The organism is Maribacter sp. LLG6340-A2 (genome assembly GCF_045057105.1).
Lineage (GTDB): Bacteria > Bacteroidota > Bacteroidia > Flavobacteriales > Flavobacteriaceae > Maribacter.
On the sequence record NZ_CP159332.1, the window covers coordinates 1,265,195 to 1,282,324 of the forward strand.

The 17,130-nt window shown below is 35.8% G+C and carries 18 protein-coding genes; 16 read left to right on the forward strand and 2 right to left on the reverse strand.

Annotation, left to right across the window (positions count from 1 at the left end):
• Window positions 1–535: 535 nt before the first annotated feature.
• From ABVM52_RS05365 to ribA, 14 genes are all read left to right on the forward strand, one after another.
• Window positions 536–709 (forward strand): hypothetical protein, encoded by a 174-nt coding sequence (locus tag ABVM52_RS05365; protein WP_405384383.1) that lies wholly within the window; start codon window positions 536–538, stop codon window positions 707–709.
• Between the two features lie 356 nt (window positions 710–1,065).
• A complete protein-coding gene (locus ABVM52_RS05370) occupies window positions 1,066–1,515 on the forward strand; it encodes a GNAT family N-acetyltransferase (protein ID WP_405384384.1) in 450 nt (149 codons plus the stop codon).
• A 73-nt stretch (window positions 1,516–1,588) separates the two neighbouring features.
• Complete coding sequence (locus ABVM52_RS05375; protein WP_405384385.1) at window positions 1,589–2,686, forward strand: serine hydrolase domain-containing protein; 1,098 nt, start codon at window positions 1,589–1,591, stop codon at window positions 2,684–2,686.
• A gap of 261 nt (window positions 2,687–2,947) precedes the next feature.
• Window positions 2,948–3,280 carry a metalloregulator ArsR/SmtB family transcription factor gene (locus ABVM52_RS05380; RefSeq protein WP_405384386.1) on the forward strand — a complete coding sequence of 111 codons (333 nt, stop codon included), beginning with the start codon at window positions 2,948–2,950 and terminating at the stop codon, window positions 3,278–3,280.
• Entirely contained in the window at window positions 3,270–3,776 is a 507-nt protein-coding gene (locus ABVM52_RS05385; protein WP_405384387.1) for an SRPBCC domain-containing protein, read from the forward strand. Before ABVM52_RS05380 ends, ABVM52_RS05385 begins: the two co-directional genes overlap by 11 nt.
• A gap of 240 nt (window positions 3,777–4,016) precedes the next feature.
• Window positions 4,017–5,999, forward strand: coding sequence for a T9SS type B sorting domain-containing protein (locus ABVM52_RS05390; RefSeq protein ID WP_405384388.1), 1,983 nt, complete (start codon window positions 4,017–4,019; stop codon window positions 5,997–5,999).
• Between the two features lie 238 nt (window positions 6,000–6,237).
• Complete coding sequence (locus ABVM52_RS05395; RefSeq protein WP_405384389.1) at window positions 6,238–7,050, forward strand: DUF6597 domain-containing transcriptional factor; 813 nt, start codon at window positions 6,238–6,240, stop codon at window positions 7,048–7,050.
• Between the two features lie 138 nt (window positions 7,051–7,188).
• Window positions 7,189–7,569 (forward strand): VOC family protein, encoded by a 381-nt coding sequence (locus ABVM52_RS05400; RefSeq protein ID WP_405385103.1) that lies wholly within the window; start codon window positions 7,189–7,191, stop codon window positions 7,567–7,569.
• A 189-nt stretch (window positions 7,570–7,758) separates the two neighbouring features.
• Window positions 7,759–8,709 carry an SDR family oxidoreductase gene (locus ABVM52_RS05405; RefSeq protein ID WP_405384390.1) on the forward strand — a complete coding sequence of 317 codons (951 nt, stop codon included), beginning with the start codon at window positions 7,759–7,761 and terminating at the stop codon, window positions 8,707–8,709.
• 9 nt (window positions 8,710–8,718) lie between these two features.
• The gene (locus ABVM52_RS05410; protein WP_405384391.1) at window positions 8,719–9,630 is read left to right on the forward strand and encodes a helix-turn-helix domain-containing protein; all 912 of its coding nucleotides are present in this window, start codon (window positions 8,719–8,721) and stop codon (window positions 9,628–9,630) included.
• 94 nt (window positions 9,631–9,724) lie between these two features.
• Window positions 9,725–10,234 (forward strand): hypothetical protein, encoded by a 510-nt coding sequence (locus ABVM52_RS05415; RefSeq protein WP_405384392.1) that lies wholly within the window; start codon window positions 9,725–9,727, stop codon window positions 10,232–10,234.
• Window positions 10,235–10,455: 221 nt separating this feature from the next.
• Window positions 10,456–10,587 carry a hypothetical protein gene (locus ABVM52_RS05420; RefSeq protein ID WP_405384393.1) on the forward strand — a complete coding sequence of 44 codons (132 nt, stop codon included), beginning with the start codon at window positions 10,456–10,458 and terminating at the stop codon, window positions 10,585–10,587.
• Window positions 10,588–10,593: 6 nt separating this feature from the next.
• Window positions 10,594–10,860 carry an RDD family protein gene (locus tag ABVM52_RS05425; RefSeq protein WP_405385104.1) on the forward strand — a complete coding sequence of 89 codons (267 nt, stop codon included), beginning with the start codon at window positions 10,594–10,596 and terminating at the stop codon, window positions 10,858–10,860.
• A gap of 135 nt (window positions 10,861–10,995) precedes the next feature.
• On the forward strand, window positions 10,996–11,580 hold the full coding sequence (gene ribA / locus ABVM52_RS05430) for a GTP cyclohydrolase II (protein WP_405384394.1): 585 nt from the start codon (window positions 10,996–10,998) through the stop codon (window positions 11,578–11,580).
• 41 nt (window positions 11,581–11,621) lie between these two features.
• Here the strand turns inward: ribA and ABVM52_RS05435 are convergent, their stop codons facing one another.
• Together ABVM52_RS05435 and ABVM52_RS05440 are read right to left on the reverse strand one after the other, a co-directional pair.
• Window positions 11,622–12,233: a class I SAM-dependent methyltransferase gene (locus ABVM52_RS05435; protein WP_405385105.1), complete on the reverse strand. Its 612-nt coding sequence runs from the start codon at window positions 12,231–12,233 to the stop codon at window positions 11,622–11,624.
• A 136-nt stretch (window positions 12,234–12,369) separates the two neighbouring features.
• Entirely contained in the window at window positions 12,370–14,172 is a 1,803-nt protein-coding gene (locus ABVM52_RS05440; protein WP_405384395.1) for a DUF885 domain-containing protein, read from the reverse strand.
• Window positions 14,173–14,431: 259 nt separating this feature from the next.
• Between ABVM52_RS05440 and ABVM52_RS05445 the strand changes: the two genes are divergently transcribed.
• Together ABVM52_RS05445 and ABVM52_RS05450 are read left to right on the forward strand one after the other, a co-directional pair.
• On the forward strand, window positions 14,432–15,082 hold the full coding sequence (locus ABVM52_RS05445; protein ID WP_405384396.1) for a hypothetical protein: 651 nt from the start codon (window positions 14,432–14,434) through the stop codon (window positions 15,080–15,082).
• 495 nt (window positions 15,083–15,577) lie between these two features.
• Complete coding sequence (locus ABVM52_RS05450) at window positions 15,578–16,921, forward strand: mannosyltransferase (RefSeq protein ID WP_405384397.1); 1,344 nt, start codon at window positions 15,578–15,580, stop codon at window positions 16,919–16,921.
• Window positions 16,922–17,130: the final 209 nt, after the last annotated feature.

Sequence of the window (17,130 nt, forward strand, 5' to 3'; positions counted from 1 at the left end):
GGGGCTAAAACCGAAAGGTCTGTGTTATATTTATAAAGTCGCTAAATCTTATGGATTTAGCTTTGAACAAGAAAAATAAAACTAAACAATAAGCTTTAGCTTCGTGCGCAGACGGAAACGAAAAGTTTCCTTGCCTGCCCTACTTGCCATAGCCGAGACGATGATGTTGCATTCTCCTACGTCGACCCTATGTGCTACATCTCGTACCTCGATTCTCGCACAAAGGGAAATGCAACATCATCGCAGCGCTATGACAGATTACATAAAGCCGTAGGATAAGAGGTCATTTGCCAAATACGACGCTTAACGGAAGAAAATAACGCAACATATCAAGTCACTATATGTAATTTATTCATAACATGTTTATTTTTTATGTATTCATGTGTTCGCTCCGCTCGGAAGGACCGGGTCATTTTATTCCCAATACAATCGAAAACCAAAAAAGGTTTTCATTATATTTCCATAAAATAACCCGGACTACACATAGCGCTGCGTTACCAACTATTTAAAAAAAATGTTCTAAACACTAATCCAAATGAATAAATCAACCAAAACAGTTATTGTTATTATTGGCATTTTAAGCATACTAGCTGGAATTTATGGCTTTTTCACAAACGCAGAATCTACTGTAACTTATTCTGGAATTTTCATCGGAGTGGTTCTATTGGGTAGCTTGTTTATAAACAAAAATGGACTTGATAAAAGTTAGTGGAAAATAATGACAAAACCACAAACTAGTTTGCGCAGATGGAATTATCACTCAAACGCAATCTGAACGCAGATGGACTTTTTACTCGGTCGGAATAAAAAAATGCAACTAAAACGGCATATCAAAACGCAGAAAAACAGTTGGTAACAATACCTAAACGTAATGCGGACTTTAAAGCAAAACCGTAAGGTCTGTGTATATTTATAATCTCGCTAAATCTTATGGATTTAGCTTTGGACAAGAAAAAATAAAACTAAACCAAAAGCTTTAGCTTCGTGCGCAAACGGAAACGAAAAGTTTTCTTGCCTCCCCTACTTGCCATAGCCGTGAACGTTATGCCACATTAAAAGAAACTAATGAGAATTAGAGAATCACATAAAAATGATTATACCATTTCAACTGACAAGGATAAATTGGATATTTTAAGTATTCACAGATTCCTCGCAAACGAAACTGATTGGGCTAAAGGGATTCCAATGAATATTTTGAAAACGTCAATTGAAAACTCTTTGAATTTTGGACTTTATTACAAAAACAGACAAATTGGTTTTGCTAGAGTAATTTCAGACTATTCAACTATTGCTTATTTAGGAGATGTTTACATCCTAAAAGAATACAGGGGAATGGGATTAAGTAAATGGCTGATGAATGAAATAATGGGACATCCTAATCTTCAAGGATTAAGACGCTGGATTTTATTAACCAATACAGCTGAATGGCTTTATAAAAAATTTGGGTTCACGGAAATACCTAATCCTGAATTTTATATGGAAAAGCATAATGCAAATGTATATCGGAATCATTAAAACTAATGTGTAAGAACTTAAAATGCGTGACTATAATACACAAACTAAAGTATTGTGGAGATAAAATAAATCGATGAACATAAAACAAAAACTTCAAATTAGCCCTATTTTTTTATTAATTGGAGTTATGGCATTTGGACAATCCAAACACGCTGAAATAAAAAGTTTTCTCGACAGCTTAAAGCCAAGTGATTTTTCGGGTGTAATTTTGGTAGCACACAAAGACAAAATAATAGAGAAAAAGGCTTTTGGACTTGCCAGTATTGAATACGGTATCGAAAATAAATTGGATACCAAGTTTAACATTGCCTCGATTACCAAGATGATTACAGCGGTCGCAACCTTGCAACTTTATGAAAATGAAAAAGTTGGGCTAAACATTCCTATTGGGGAATATTTACCCAAATATCCAAACAAACTCGTGAGGGATTCAGTAACAATCCATCAGCTGCTGACGCACACATCGGGCAATAACAATTTTTATGTGGGCAACTATTTGCACTCAGAAAAATTAAAATATAAGTCCATATCCGATTTCCTTCCGCTCTTCGCGAATGACACATTACTTTTCAAACCGGGCACCAAATATGACTATAGTGCTTCCGGATTCGTTATCCTCGGTCTGATAATTGAAAAAGTAAGCGGACAGAACTACTATGATTATGTAAAAGAAAGCATTTTTGGACCAGCAGGAATGATAAACACAACCGAGTTGGAAATCGACTCGGTCGTACATAACAAAGCTAGTGGATACACTACTTTTTTTGGAGAAAGCGAAATTCCCAAAAGAAACGAATATTACCTTTCAAAAGCATCACCAGCAGGATTCCATTATTCAACTGTTGAAGATTTGTTCAACTTTTCGAAAGCACTTAGAAATGGAGAACTTTTGAAAAAGAAAACGACTGAATTAATGTTTGAACCAAAAGTAAAGGGTTACAACACAAATTTAGGCTATGGAATCGACGTCGACCTGAGATACAATCAAATAATTCAAGGACATAGTGGCGGCTGGTATGGTGTTAGGGGCGAACTTATGGATTTTATGAAAGACAACTACACAGTTGTTATTTTGTCAAATATAGATGACGATGGAACGACAGGTGCTTCAAAAGTTGCTGAATTCTTTAAAAAATTGATTGCAGGAGCAGGAAAGCGGAATAAAGAATAACGTGGCATAACACGCTATATAATAAATTGCTGTTGTTTTTCCCAAACCGAAATCCTTGCACTCATTTTACTTTAGTCTCAGGCGGACATTTTCCGTTGAAAAGGTCCTCAACTAACCTTATACAAGACCTTTTTTATACAATTATAAGTACGACTCCAACAATACCAACAAACAGTCTAGATTTTCTAATTCCGAAAAAAAACTGAAAACAATTGTGTAGTCAAATGACTTCATGTATATTTGTAGCCTAATAACTTCATAATGAAATTAAGAAGAGACATATTTCAAGCAATTTCTGACCCTACAAGACGCGCCATATTGGTATTGCTAACCTCACAAACTATGACAGCAGGGGCAATTGCGGAAAACTTTGATGCAGCAAGACCTACCATTTCAAAGCATATTCAAATTTTGAACGAATGCGAACTCGTAGAAGCAAACCAACAAGGAAGAGAAATCTACTACGAACTGAAAATCGAAAAAATGAAAGAAATAGATAAATGGTTAGAACAATTCAGAAAGATTTGGGAAAACCGTTTTGACCAACTTGACAATTTATTATCAACACTTAAAAATAAGAAAAATGAAAAATAACCTTTTATTCAATTTTAAAGTAAACAAAGAAAATAACACCGTTAATGTGGAAAGGGAATTTGCCGCAAACCTTGATCTAGTATGGGATGCTTGGACGAAACCAGAGCTACTTGACCAATGGTGGGCACCAAAGCCATACAAGGCCGTAACAAAATCTATGAATTTTAAAGAAGGAGGCTCCTGGTTGTACTATATGTTAAGTCCTGAAAACCAAAAACACTGGTGTAAAAACGAATATTTGAAAATTAATCCGAAAAAAAACTATTCGGGATTAGATGCGTTTTGCGATGAAAATGGCAATGTCAACCATAACATGCCCAGAACTAAATGGACAAATACATTTACCATGGAAAGTGCTGATAAAACACGCGTAACATTAGTATCAACTTATGAAAAACTATCTGACTTGGAACAAGTAATAAAAATGGGCTTCCAAGAAGGGTTTACCGCAGGTTTAAACCAGTTAGATGAATTATTGGAAAAATTAAGGAACTAAAAAAGAAAAAGAATATATTCATCTTTTGGATAGCAAGCGGCTTTATATTTAAGTTCTAGGCACTATTGCCACTGGGAACGTTTTTATATGCTCACGAATATTTTAACGCAGCAACAAAGCCATTAAATTTTAATTTAGGTTGATCTTGCAAAATTAACCCCTAAACCATACAACTAATCCTAAACAAACACGTTAATCATAAACCAAAGAACTTATATAAATACAAACCTAAATAACACCTTGAACAAGATAAACCCCGTACTATTAAGAACACTTAAAAACGCATTTTATCTTTTATTTTTTACAATATTTACCCCCATTTTTTCTCAAGAACTTTCAGGACCATGGACTAATATAGGTCCAAACTGGACATCAAATGCATGCGATGTTGATATTACAACCTCAGTTTCAAATTTAGAAAATGGAGCAACCGTTAATTTTTCTATTGGAGATATTGAATGTAATATGCCCAATACATTTTCTTCAAACAATGTTGTCAACCATACGGCTATAGCTCCGTTTTTGGACTTTGGAACAAACGGAAAAGGAGTTTTGACCTTTACCTTTAGCTCTCCAGTTACCAATCCTATCTTGCATATAGATAGATTAGGTGGAGGATATGGGTTTGGCCCCCATTCCAACTCTGCCCTACTTACATTGATAACACCGGGGCTTTCGCTAACAAGGCTATCTGGTAATGGCATTCATTTTGAAGTTACCTCCAACACAATTACACGAACTCCCGATCAACTATTTGGAAGTAGTACAACTTCTGAATGCGGAACACCAACAGTAGGTGGTAGTGCAGGTTCCGTTAGAGTAAACGGAACGGTTTCAAGCGTTTCTTTTGAATTTCAGTTAAATGGTGCCTTTGGCTCTGCTGACGCAATAGAGGTTATTTGGGAATTACTATGCGATTTTGACCAAGATGGAATCCCTGACCAAACGGATTTAGATGATGACAATGATGGTATTTTAGATTCCGTAGAATTAGGTGATGGCCCAACACTTGACTCTGATGGAGATGGATTCATTGACTCAATGGATCTTGATAGTGATAACGATGGCTGCTATGACGTAATTGAGGCTGGTTTTAGTGATGCTGACCAAAACGGAACGTTGGGGAAATTTCCTGACGATATAGATTTAAATGGACTGATTGTAAATGAACCTGATGGGTATACCTCACCTTTGGACAATAACTTAAATAACACTTTTGATTTTCAAGAAGCATTAGTTCCATTAATCATAACACAACCCCAAGATGTTATAACTTGTCAGGAAAATGACGTTATCATATCGGTTTCTACCCAAAATACCAGCTTTCTTCAATGGCAAATGAGCTCAGATACGGGATTAACTTGGAATGACATAACAGACAATGTTACTTTTCAAGGAAGCCAGTCTGAAAATTTAACATTGTTAAATGTTCCTTTGAATTTTGATAATTTATTATTTAGGGTGCGATTTAGTTTTTGTAATTCTACCATTTTTTCCGATAGTGCCAATCTTTATGTAACAGCAACACCTGATGCCGGTTTAGATGAAACCAAAGTATTTTGTTTTAACGACAGCCCAGAAGATTTGTTTAATTTATTAGGAGGTAATCCGGAATTAGGAGGAAATTGGACGCCAGCATTAAGTCAAGGAAATGGAATATTTGACCCTTCAATTGATTTGGAAGGCGTATATACCTATACCATAGATAATGGTTTTTGTCCCCCCGTACAATCTCGGATAACAGTACAAATATCAGAGGCGCCCATAATTTCAAATGTTACTGTAATAGATTTTAGCAATAATAACAGTATTGAAGCTCAAGTAAATGGCATTGGAAACTATGAATATTCTATAGATGGAATAAACTATGGAACAAATAACTCTTTTACTAACTTATCCGCAGGGTTTTATACCGTTTTTGTTAGAGATATAAATGGTTGCGGTTTAACAAGTACAGAGGTTAATGTATTAAATTATCCAAAATTTTTCACCCCTAATAACGACGGCAATAATGATTATTGGAATATTCTAGGGCCAAATACGCATTCTTTTACCGTCTACATTTATGATAGGTATGGCAATCTATTAAAAACGATTGATAACAATTCTTTAGGTTGGGATGGAAAATACAATGGAAAAAGTATGCCATCTACAGATTATTGGTTCAAATACATAGATGTAAACAACAAAGTTTTTAATGGTCACTTTGCATTAAAACGCTGAATTAAATTTTATTTATGAAAATGTATGAAAATTACAGCCTATCTAGACAAAAAGAATAAGGTTCAGCTTATAAATCATACTCCCAATAAGTTTAATCACCTAATATGCATATTTTTATAAAGTCAATAAGATCTATTCTTTATCTTTTGAAGTACTGAAGCATATGCGTACCCAACATGAAGTACCCTAATAGAAGTACGCTCACGTTAATATTTTTGTAACACGATTATAGTAGGCCGTGAATGAACTACAGACCATAAGAAAATATTATAAGCCTATCCAACCTACAGTGGCGCCCAATAATAGCAAAATATCCTATTTAGAAAACAGGCCAAGTAAAGCAATTGAAAATTATATTTATTGCTTCTGGCAACTTAAAACACTAAAGCCGTTAAAGCAAGACTACAATTACCGTGTAGTTTCAGATGGTTGTATCGATATATTTTTTAACCATAGTCATCCCACAGAAAGCTATATCATGGGGTTTTGTAGAAAGTTCGTTCAATTTCCCCTAGGAAAGGAGTTTAATTATATTGGCATCCGGTTCTTGCCTTCTGCTTTTCCACATTTATTTGCTATTGACGCCAAGACCCTAAGCGATCAATCTCAAGAACTAAGACAGTTTCTACCTCAATTTTCCAAATTTATAGCTACTAGAGTGAAGCCGGAAGATTTATTTGAAAACATCACAAGAATCCTTAATAAGAAAATAACTGGATTGTTACAAAACCAAGTTATTCAATATGACCAACGTTTTTTGGACTCCCTCAACCTAATTTTCCAAAAGAACGGGTTTTTAGACACGGAAAAGGAACTCAGTACCGGCTTAAGCTCCAGACAGCTCCGCAGAATTTTCAACTTCTATATTGGTACCACAGCAAAATCTTTCAGTAATGTGGTGCGTTTTCAACATATTCTAAATGCAAAACCATCTAAGCAAACTCTTAAGGTAAATAAACTTTATTATGATGTGGGTTTTTTTGACCAAGCTCACTTCATCAAAAGCTTCAAAACATTTTACGGAGTAACCCCTACAGAGGCCTTTCAGTAAATTTTGTCCGATTTTTACAATTCCTAAATTTCATCTACATCTATGTTTGTAGCAACAAAAGCATAGACCATGAAAACATTTATATTAACCGCATTTGCCCTTACAATAAGTTACACAAATGCACAAACATTAGACAAGATGAAACTTAACGCAGGTATTGTAACAGAAAAATTAAAGGAAACTAAAAAATTTTACACAGAAGTGTTGGACTTTGGAGTACGTTTTGAAAATGATTTTTATCTTTTATTGCACACCCCGAACAAGACTGCCGAAATTAGTTTTCTACAACCAAATCATCCAAGTCAAAAACCTATTTTTCAATCTGCCTTTAATGGAAGAGGGGTGTATTTAACTATTGAGGTAGATTACGTAGATGATGTGTACAAGCAATTAAAAGAAAAAGGAATACCAATGGAAATTGATATTAGGGATGAACCATGGGGTGACAGACATTTTGCAATTGTAGACCCTAACGGAATTGGCGTTGATATTGTAACCTACAACCCCCCAGAAGAATAACAAAATACTTATAGTTATGTACGTCTAAATGAGCGGTTCTAGTGATCACTTGAACCGTTTTCCTTGCTGAACACATGAATAGGTTAATAACCAACCAAAAAGTATACAACTTATGAAAATCCGTATAAGGGATAAAGGTTATATGCTCTCCATCTTTGCACTATTGATCATCAACTTAAAATAAGTAAAATGAATTCAAATCAATTTGGCAAAAAAGGTTGGACCCCGGACAGGATTGGGGATTTAAGTGGTAAAACATATGTGATAACGGGCACTACCAGTGGTACGGGTTTTGAAGCGGCTAAAATTCTTCTGTCCAAAGGCGGCAAAGTAGTCATGCTCAATAGAAATCCTAAAAAAGCGGAAGAAACCATTAAAGTTTTAAAAGAACAATTAGGAAACGCCATAGACGTTCTGTCCATTAACATGGATTTGGCATCACAGGCTTCCGTTAAAAAGGCTGCGGAAGATGTATTGAACACTGTTACCCATATTGATGCACTAATCTGCAATGCGGCAATTGCCCAAGTACCTAAACAAACTTTGACCGTAGACGGGTGGGAAAGCCAAATGGGAACAAATTACTACGGAAATTGGAGCTTACAAGCTTTACTATTTCCACGTATTGAAAAATCTGAAGGAAGAATTGTTACGGTTGGCAGTATGGGCTATGATATGGGAATCAAAACCATAAAATTCGATGATTTGAATTGGGACAAGGACTATACGCCCAATAATGCCTATAGCCAAAGTAAACTGGCACAGATTATGTCTATCTACGAGTTACAGGATAGATTAAATGCAGCGGGCAGAACAACTGTTAAGGCATATGCGTGCCATCCTGGTTCTTCAAGAACCAACTTAATAAACACAAGTGGTAGCTTTATGATGAAATTCATTTTTAATTTAATGAAATTATCACCATTGACACAATCTGCCGAAAAAGGCGCTTATCCGCAATTAATGTGCGCTACAGAAGCTAATTTGGACCAGAACGGTTTTTACGGTCCTACGGGAAGAAGCAACTGGGTTGGCCCTGTAGGAGCGCACCATATAGAACCGCACGCCAAGGACAAAGAAGTAGCCAAAAGACTGTGGGAGCTTTCTGAAAAAGAAACAGGTATTAAATGGAATATCTAAATTAGAGGTATGAAACATTTTAAAACATTGTCATCATATTTAGATTATTTGGGATTACCCAGACCGGAACATCCTATGTTGAGCGTGTTTAATTCAAAAGGCGATGGCTACTTGCCTTGTCCAAGAGAAAGTTCCCCTCCTATTATAAATGATTGCTATTCCATCAGCTTTAAAAAATATGTGGAGGGCGATTTAAATTACGGACGAACAACGTATGATTTTACCAATGGAGCCTTAATTTTTATTGCACCAAAACAAGTTTTACAATGGGACAATAGCGTGGTTTTTGAGCAAAAAGGCTTTTCAATAAACTTTCACGAGGATTTTTTGAAAGGCACTGAACTAGCTCTGCAAATAAAAAAATATGGTTTCTTTTCCTATACGGTCAATGAAGCGTTGCACCTTTCCCCAAAGGAGGAAAAGCAAATTGAATCTATTGTGAAAAACATTGAGATTGAATATCAGAACAATCAAGATGTCTTTAGTAAAGACATCATTATTTCTCAATTGAACACCCTTTTAAAATATGCCAATAGGTTCTATGAAAGGCAGTTTATCAACAGAAAGGAGATATCCAACAATTTATTGGACCAGTTTAACCGCCAGTTAAGCCGTTATTTTGAATCGGGACAATTGCAAGAAAATGGCATTCCCAGCATTGAACAAATTGCAGGGCAATTATCGGTTTCGCAACGTTACTTAAGCGATACCCTAAAAAAAGAAACAGGAAAAAATACGACGGAACATATTCAATTGCAATTGATCAATGAAGCAAAGAATATTTTATTGCAGCCCTACAAGAGCATTTCTGAAGTAGCATATGAACTAGGGTTTGAATATCCCCAGTATTTCTCAAGATTATTCAAGAAAAAAGAAGGTATTAGTCCAACAGCATATCGTGAATTATATACATTGAACTGAACATTTTTAAAAGCTTAATAAGAGCAAGGTAAGTTCAAAAAAAAACCATAATTGAACTTCTTTTAAAACATATAATCTAAACCATTATTAAACTATGGAATTATTGAAATTAGCCACAGAATGGGCAAAGGCCGAGGTCTTCTCCACACGTTTTTTCATTTTCTTTGCCCTATTATTTTTAATTGCCAGTGTTGGCTTTTGGCAAATGGGCAAAACAGATTTAGCAAAGGCATACATTATTCCAACCTTGGTGGCGGGCATATTACTTATGACCATAGGTCTTGGTTTGTTTTACACCAACAAAACAAGGATTATCCAATTTGAAAAAGCATTTAATAGTGATGCAACGGCCTTTTACCAGTCAGAAATAGAACGTTCTGAAAGTACTCTAAAGGAATACACCGTTGTATTCAAGGTCATTCCAATTCTTATTATCATGGCCGCTTTGTTGATTCTGTTTATCCATACCCCTACATGGAGGGCAATTGGCATAACAACAATTGCCATGCTGATAATCATCTTGCTGGTAGACGGTACGGCACACGCAAGAATTGAAGCTTACCACAAAGAATTAAAATTGGTAGATATAGCGCATAAAAACTGATGCTGTCAAAATATATATTAACCAACAACGGTTCATGTTTCTACATGAACCGTTGTTATTTAATCGGCGAATGTTTTGCTATATTCATGGTACCAATAGATATGATAAAAAAGGTTTTAGGGAGCAAAAATTATTTCACCAATATACGTGTAAACTGAAATTTAAAAAATGACTACTCGCCCACCAAAGGGAAAAAAATAAAAAACCAGTAAAACCAACTTATGAATACCAACTATGCTATGTTGCCAGACCGCATAAAGCCAACAATTATAGATGCTATATTAATTATTGCTGCCATGTATGCCGTATCAGAACTTTTACTCTTTTTCAATGAGGTTCCAAATTATATTTGAATTGTAATAGCCGTTCTTTTGTTTATTCTGTACGACCCATTTTTTACCGGTCAATTTGGAGGAACTATTGTTCATTCTTATAGCAATATTACGGTAAGAAAAGATGTTGACAGGGAACGTTTCATCAGCTTTCCGTCCGCACTAATCCGTTTTGTACTCAAATTTAGCCTAGGATGGGTCTCTCTTTTAACCGTAACGGGCAACGAAAAGAAAAAAGCTCTTCATGATTTTATAGCAAAATCGGTAGTATTGAACGACCAAAAATCAATTTAAAACATGAATATTGAAATTTCTTGTCTTTCTATAATATTTATGAGTTGATTTGTAATTAGTTTTGTTCTGTACGACAAAGTAAATGGAAAAGAAACCGTATTCATCCATTTTATTTGAAACAAGTAGATTTTTATCATGGACATTCAATATTCAAATACCGCACAATTACCAACGGCATATGGTAGCTTTAATATCATTTCCTTTAAGGAAAAGGGAGTTGATTTTGAACACTGTATACTTTACAAGGGTGCGTTAGAGGACAAGGAAAATGTATTGACCAGGTTACATTCAGAATGTCTTACCGGTGATGTTTTTGCTTCTAAGAAATGTGATTGCGGAGAACAACTTGAGGAAAGCCTTAGGGCCATTGCGGAAAGAGGAAGCGGTATTGTTCTTTATTTAAGACAAGAAGGTAGGGGAATAGGCCTATTCAATAAAATTAATGCCTACGCACTACAGGACGAAGGCCAGGATACCATACAGGCCAATCATTCCTTAGGGTTTGATACGGATTTGAGAGATTTTACCATTGCGGCCAAAGTCCTTGATCATTTAAAGGTAAAGTCCATAGAACTATTGTCCAACAATCCAGAAAAGATTGAAGTATTGGAAAAAGCCGGAATTACTATTACCAAGAGGGTACCGTTAATCACCAAAACAAATGTCCACAACCAAGACTACATCAATATTAAAAAGGTAAAACTTAAGCACCTGTTATAATTCAAAAATTATAGATTTCCTGGAAGTAGTAAATGCTTTCCTTAAAAAACACGGTACAATTTGGTTACTATATTTCCTTTATTGACCGGTATGGTCAATAATACGGATGCCTCTTTAACCTTAAAATTGAACGGTGGCGCCAATACGTCTACCCCACTCTGTTTCTTTAAGCGTATACCCTGCCCAGATATGATATCCTTATTGGGTTCAAAATCATTATCAGGCAAATGCTCGGTAATCAACACATATTTATACTGGCCCAATTTTTCTACGATCTGCTCTATTTCCTTATTGCTCAAATGTTGTAAAACCTGCCTTACTATGGCACAATCTGCCTTGGGCAAGGTGTCAACGGCAATATCCAAACATTGAAATTCCAAATTTGGTCTTACAAACCTTCGTTGGCTATAATCAATTAGGTCTTCCACAATATCAACACCAATATATTGTGCCGTATGCCGTACCAGAGTACTGCCAATATTAAAATCCCCACAACCTAGATCGCAGACACTTAACGGACGATCAAACGAAGTTAAAAATGAGGTGACCACATCCAAATAAGGATGTATTATCTCTGGTAGATGAGAACCCTCGCCAGAATAAAAATCCGTGCCATTATCCCCCCACAATCGCATGGAATATATCTGCTCCATGGCATCTTTGGTGGGCCAAGGGGTTTTATTCTTTTTTAAGTTATATTCTTTCAAACCTACTTATACCTATACTACTTGGTACTATATAAAGTGCCGTAAGGTCCAGATCTTACGACACTCCAAAAAATTCATTATGTTACTTTTGGGTGGCTATCCATGTTTTTACCCTACGCTCCAATAACTCTAGAGGTAATGCACCACCACCTAGAATGGTGTCATGAAACCCTTTAATATCAAACTTATCGCCCAATTCGGTTTCGGCCATTTTGCGGAGGTCTTGAATTTTAAGCATTCCTATTTTATAAGAAGTAGCCTGGCCCGGCATTACCATATAGCGTTGCACTTCTGCTATTATTGCACCTTTGGCTATAGATGAATTTTCGGCAAAATATTTTATACCATCAGCTTCTGTCCAACCTTTGGCATGTAAACCTGTATCTACCACTAATCTAATAGCCCTCCAAATTTCGTTCACTAAACGTCCAAAATCGTAATAAGGGTTTTGATAACCGCCCATTTCCTTGGCCAATGTTTCTGAATAAAGTGCCCAACCTTCACTATACACGCTAAATCCTGCTTGGGTCCTAAACTTGGGTACGGACTCCAATTCCTGTGCAATGGAGATTTGCATATGGTGCCCAGGATTGCCTTCATGATAGGCCACTCCTTCCATCGTGGATTTTGGCATGGCGTTCATATCCGATAAATGCACATAGTATGTTCCTTTTCTAGAACCATCCGGAGTACCGGCGGAGTAATGTTGCGGAGCACCATCTTGCTCACGAAAGGCCTCTACTCTTTTTACCTGTAATTTTGCCTTTGGCAAGATGCCAAAATAGTCTGGCAACTTCTTGGTTAAATCATCTAAATACTTTGTAGATTCATCTAAATAGCCTTGTCTACCTTCATCCGTATTGGGAAAGAAAAACTGCTCATCGGTATTTACAAATTTGAAAAATTCATTTAAATCACCTTCAAACCCTACTTTTTCCTTAATGGCCATCATTTCGCCTTTGATCCTAGCCACTTCCTTTAATCCAATCTCATGAACCTCATCGGCAGTCATTCCTGTTGTGGTAAACACTTTTAACCTATAATCATAAAAGGCCTTTCCATTTTCATGGCGACTAACTCCTGTTGGTGTCTCTTCTGCATTATTAACCTCGGTCTCTAACCACGTTAACAAATTGGCATATGCCGGCTTAAAATAATCGTTGATTGCATTTTCTGACTGCTCTTTAAGTGTTGTAGCTTCTTCTGCACTAATTTTTTCCGAGGCTACCAGGGCATCAATTTTTCCACTCATATCATTTAGCACCGGCGTACCATTAAGCAATGCCTTGGTTTGGATAATTACAGTTTCAAATGTAAACTTGGGAGGCAATATACCTGCTGCGGCCTGTTCCTTTGCCCTATCTACCAATTGATTTATTGCCCTGCCCGATTCTTTAATTCTGGAAATGTAGGCCTGCATGTCCGTAATACTATCCACCTTATGATAATTGATCAAGTAACTAGGTAGCCTAGTATGCATGCCCCGCATTTGGTCAAATACATAATCCATATTTTCAAAAGCCGCACCTTCTTTCATGATTTCATATTGGTACACCCACAAATCGTAAGAAGTTTGGTCAGACTCGTTTAAACTGTCATAGTCAAATTTTTCTTTTAACTCTTTTGTGCTTTCTTCAAACCACGCTAATTCCTTTTCTTCTGCAGCTTTGCTTACATCATCAATCTTATCATACTGGTCTTTTCTGCCTTGGGCGGTTAGGGATAACGGACTCATTTGCAAGTGCTCTTCATACTTTTCATCAAACCAAGTGTTCAATGCTTCCGTTTGGTCAATTTTGGGATTTTTCTCTTCCTTACATGATGAAAGCAGAAGAAATGCTCCTGAGAACACGCTTATAAATAGAACGGTCATTAATTTTTTCATGATTGTTTTGTTTGAGATTGGTTAGTTTAATGTAACCATACAAGTTACCTATTTGTTTCTGGAGGGAATTTAAAGATAAGGCAAATTGTTTACATCTATTCTACCTTCTAAAAATCAATTTAATGCCCCATCCCATGGGTGCAAAAATTTTTTATAAAGGTTGAATTAAAAAGTATCCTATTTACACCAATGCCACTATCTGCAATTAGCTTTTAAGAATATGTATATTTACCGCACCATTAACTAAATAATTTATACCATGTTTAAAAGAACACTATTCGTTGTCCTAATCACAATTTTAATTACCTCTTGCTGGAAAGATAAAAGCCCTGAAGACCTAATTAGGTTAAAGGATAAATTTAAATCACAGGTGAATACCTTTGAAAATAAAAAAGAGACAGCCAATAAAAATGTAACTAAAGGTTTAGCTTCTTTAAATGCCCTAAAAAGTGCTTTAGAGGAAACCAAGAACGAGGATAAGGAATTTGCCAAGGTCTATGGAGATTGGGAAAAAGTAGACCGCCGCGTTCAAAACCTTAACAAGGAATATGAAGACCTAAAAGAAAAGGCGTCCAATCTTTTTGCAGCTATGGAAAAACAGACCAATAGCCTTAGTGATGAAACAAGCAAGAAAACCCTTTTAGGGGCTATAGAAAAAGCGCGTACAAAATACAATGGGACCCTGGCAAATACCTCAAAAGCCATAGACAAGTTAAAATTACTTCATACGGATGCCGTTGAAGTTGTCAAAGCCTTGGAAGTAGCGGCAGCACTTAATTCCTTTGATAATATAAATGACCAAATGAAAAGTATTGAAGGGCGTGTGGACGGTATTATGCAAGAATTAAATGTAGCCGTGGTAGAAAGTAAAAAGCTATACGAGAAAAAGATTACCGAGTTGGGGGGATAACGTATTATTACTACATGAATATTATCTAAATAAAGAATACCCTTGGGATATCTTATATCATATTGATTTATATCATTGCATTAAGAGGCTTAATATGAATGAAATGCGCTACAATCGCATCAATTAATAACACTCCTTTCAGTAAAGGAATTTTTATTTGTAGTATCTCTTTTTATCCTAAACTATATAAAACATGATTTTCTCATTAAAAAAGGATATGATGTAAACCATTGCTATTTTGTGCTTTCTGGACTTTTAAAATTAGTATACGATGAGAAAGAGGATACGAAACATATTATTTCTTTTGATATGGAAGAATGGCAGGAAAGAGATTTTGCAGTAGAAATCCTAGAATAAAACCCAGACCAATATTTTCAAGATATGATTGCTTAGCTGTCCGCAAAAATGAGGAAGGAACTTTTAGGCAAAATAATTTCATCCTAATAAAATCTATCCTAAAACCTTATATTGCCTGTTCACAAAATCTGACCAACAATGCCCAACACTCTAAGTACATTTTTGAAGCTTCATAAAGTTTCATTTATACTGGCAATGTTGAGCTTACTTTTTTATTATACGTTTGCCTACCATCTAGAACGAACTGACTTTATAAAGTTACTTACCCTTTTTATTGGCCTATTTATCCTTTGTTTAAAACTAATACAGTTTGAAAAATGGAATTATAGATTTCTTTTGGCCATAGGATTAATCTTTAGATTCGTCTTCACCTTTGCAGAACCCAATCTATCTCAAGATTTTTATCGTTTTATATGGGATGGGCATTTGGTCGCCAATCATATCAATCCATATTTACATCTGCCAAAGGAGCTCATTACAACATCAACTATACCCGTTCCCAATGCACAAGAGTTATTTGATGGTATGGGCAGTCTTAGTGCAAAACACTATAGTAATTACCCACCTTTAAATCAGTTTATATTCGGTCTTTCTTCATTTATTGGTGGAAATAGCATAATTGCTTCAATCATTGCAATGCGGTGCATTATAATCATGGCCGATTTAGGAATCCTATATTTTGGCAGAAAATTATTGAAAAACCTCAACAGATCGCCACAACATATTTTCTGGTATTTCCTTAACCCATTAATCATTATAGAATTAACAGGAAATCTTCATTTTGAAGGGGTGATGCTGTTCTTTTTCATTTTATCCATATACTTGTTATCACTGAAAAAATGGTACTGGGCGGCCATGGTCATGGCCTGTTCCATTTCAATAAAATTAGTACCCTTATTATTTCTTCCGCTATTCTTTACCTATTTAGGATGGAAAAAAAGTCTCTTGTTCTATTGCATTACCGGCATAACGTCCCTGCTACTTTTTTCCCCTTTTTATACCCCGGTTTTTATAGACCATTATATGAGCACGCTAAGTTTATGGTTTTCTAATTTCGAATTCAATTCAAGTCTCTATAATATTGCCAAAAAAACCGCTGTACATTTTGATGCCAAACCGTGGGAATTTATAAAGGAATACGGTAAAATCACTCCTTTGCTCACCATTTTCATCGTGGGGCTGTTTACGTTTATCCCTAAGAAATACGACTTAAACCGGGTCCTTTGGTCAATGATGTGGGTATTGACCATTTACTATTTTATATCTACCACGGTGCACCCATGGTATATTATATTTTTGGTATTACTGTCCGTTTTCACTTCTTACAGATACTCCATTATATGGTCGGCAGCTATTGTTCTTAGCTATTACGCGTATTCACAGACAGATTTCAAAGAGAGTTTATGGTTTTTAGGTCTTGAATATATTTCAGTATTAGGCTATTTGATTTATGAAATTGTTGCACATCGTAACAAAAAGTGAACTTTTTGTAAAAAATATGTTATGCGCAATGTTCAATAAATATAATTTGTACATTTACGACGTAATGAACGAAATAAACTACTTTTTATATAGCACCGTGAGCCCATTGGCTCTAGCGCGCCCGTTCACGTCTCGCCGTCGTCGCCCGTAAGGGTAAGATATATTTATGGAATTAGGTGAGTCCATTTCCGCACAGCAAATCAAACATT

Coding starts and splice junctions, on each gene's coding strand:
- ABVM52_RS05365 (WP_405384383.1), top strand. CDS start 536: ATGAATAAATCAACCAAAACAGTTATTGTTATTATTGGCATTTTAAGC.
- ABVM52_RS05370 (WP_405384384.1), top strand. CDS start 1,066: ATGAGAATTAGAGAATCACATAAAAATGATTATACCATTTCAACTGAC.
- ABVM52_RS05375 (WP_405384385.1), top strand. CDS start 1,589: ATGAACATAAAACAAAAACTTCAAATTAGCCCTATTTTTTTATTAATT.
- ABVM52_RS05380 (WP_405384386.1), top strand. CDS start 2,948: ATGAAATTAAGAAGAGACATATTTCAAGCAATTTCTGACCCTACAAGA.
- ABVM52_RS05385 (WP_405384387.1), top strand. CDS start 3,270: ATGAAAAATAACCTTTTATTCAATTTTAAAGTAAACAAAGAAAATAAC.
- ABVM52_RS05400 (WP_405385103.1), top strand. CDS start 7,189: ATGAAACTTAACGCAGGTATTGTAACAGAAAAATTAAAGGAAACTAAA.
- ABVM52_RS05405 (WP_405384390.1), top strand. CDS start 7,759: ATGAATTCAAATCAATTTGGCAAAAAAGGTTGGACCCCGGACAGGATT.
- ABVM52_RS05410 (WP_405384391.1), top strand. CDS start 8,719: ATGAAACATTTTAAAACATTGTCATCATATTTAGATTATTTGGGATTA.
- ABVM52_RS05415 (WP_405384392.1), top strand. CDS start 9,725: ATGGAATTATTGAAATTAGCCACAGAATGGGCAAAGGCCGAGGTCTTC.
- ABVM52_RS05420 (WP_405384393.1), top strand. CDS start 10,456: ATGAATACCAACTATGCTATGTTGCCAGACCGCATAAAGCCAACAATT.
- ribA (WP_405384394.1), top strand. CDS start 10,996: ATGGACATTCAATATTCAAATACCGCACAATTACCAACGGCATATGGT.
- ABVM52_RS05435 (WP_405385105.1), bottom strand. CDS start 12,233: ATGGAGCAGATATATTCCATGCGATTGTGGGGGGATAATGGCACGGAT.
- ABVM52_RS05440 (WP_405384395.1), bottom strand. CDS start 14,172: ATGAAAAAATTAATGACCGTTCTATTTATAAGCGTGTTCTCAGGAGCA.
- ABVM52_RS05445 (WP_405384396.1), top strand. CDS start 14,432: ATGTTTAAAAGAACACTATTCGTTGTCCTAATCACAATTTTAATTACC.
- ABVM52_RS05450 (WP_405384397.1), top strand. CDS start 15,578: ATGCCCAACACTCTAAGTACATTTTTGAAGCTTCATAAAGTTTCATTT.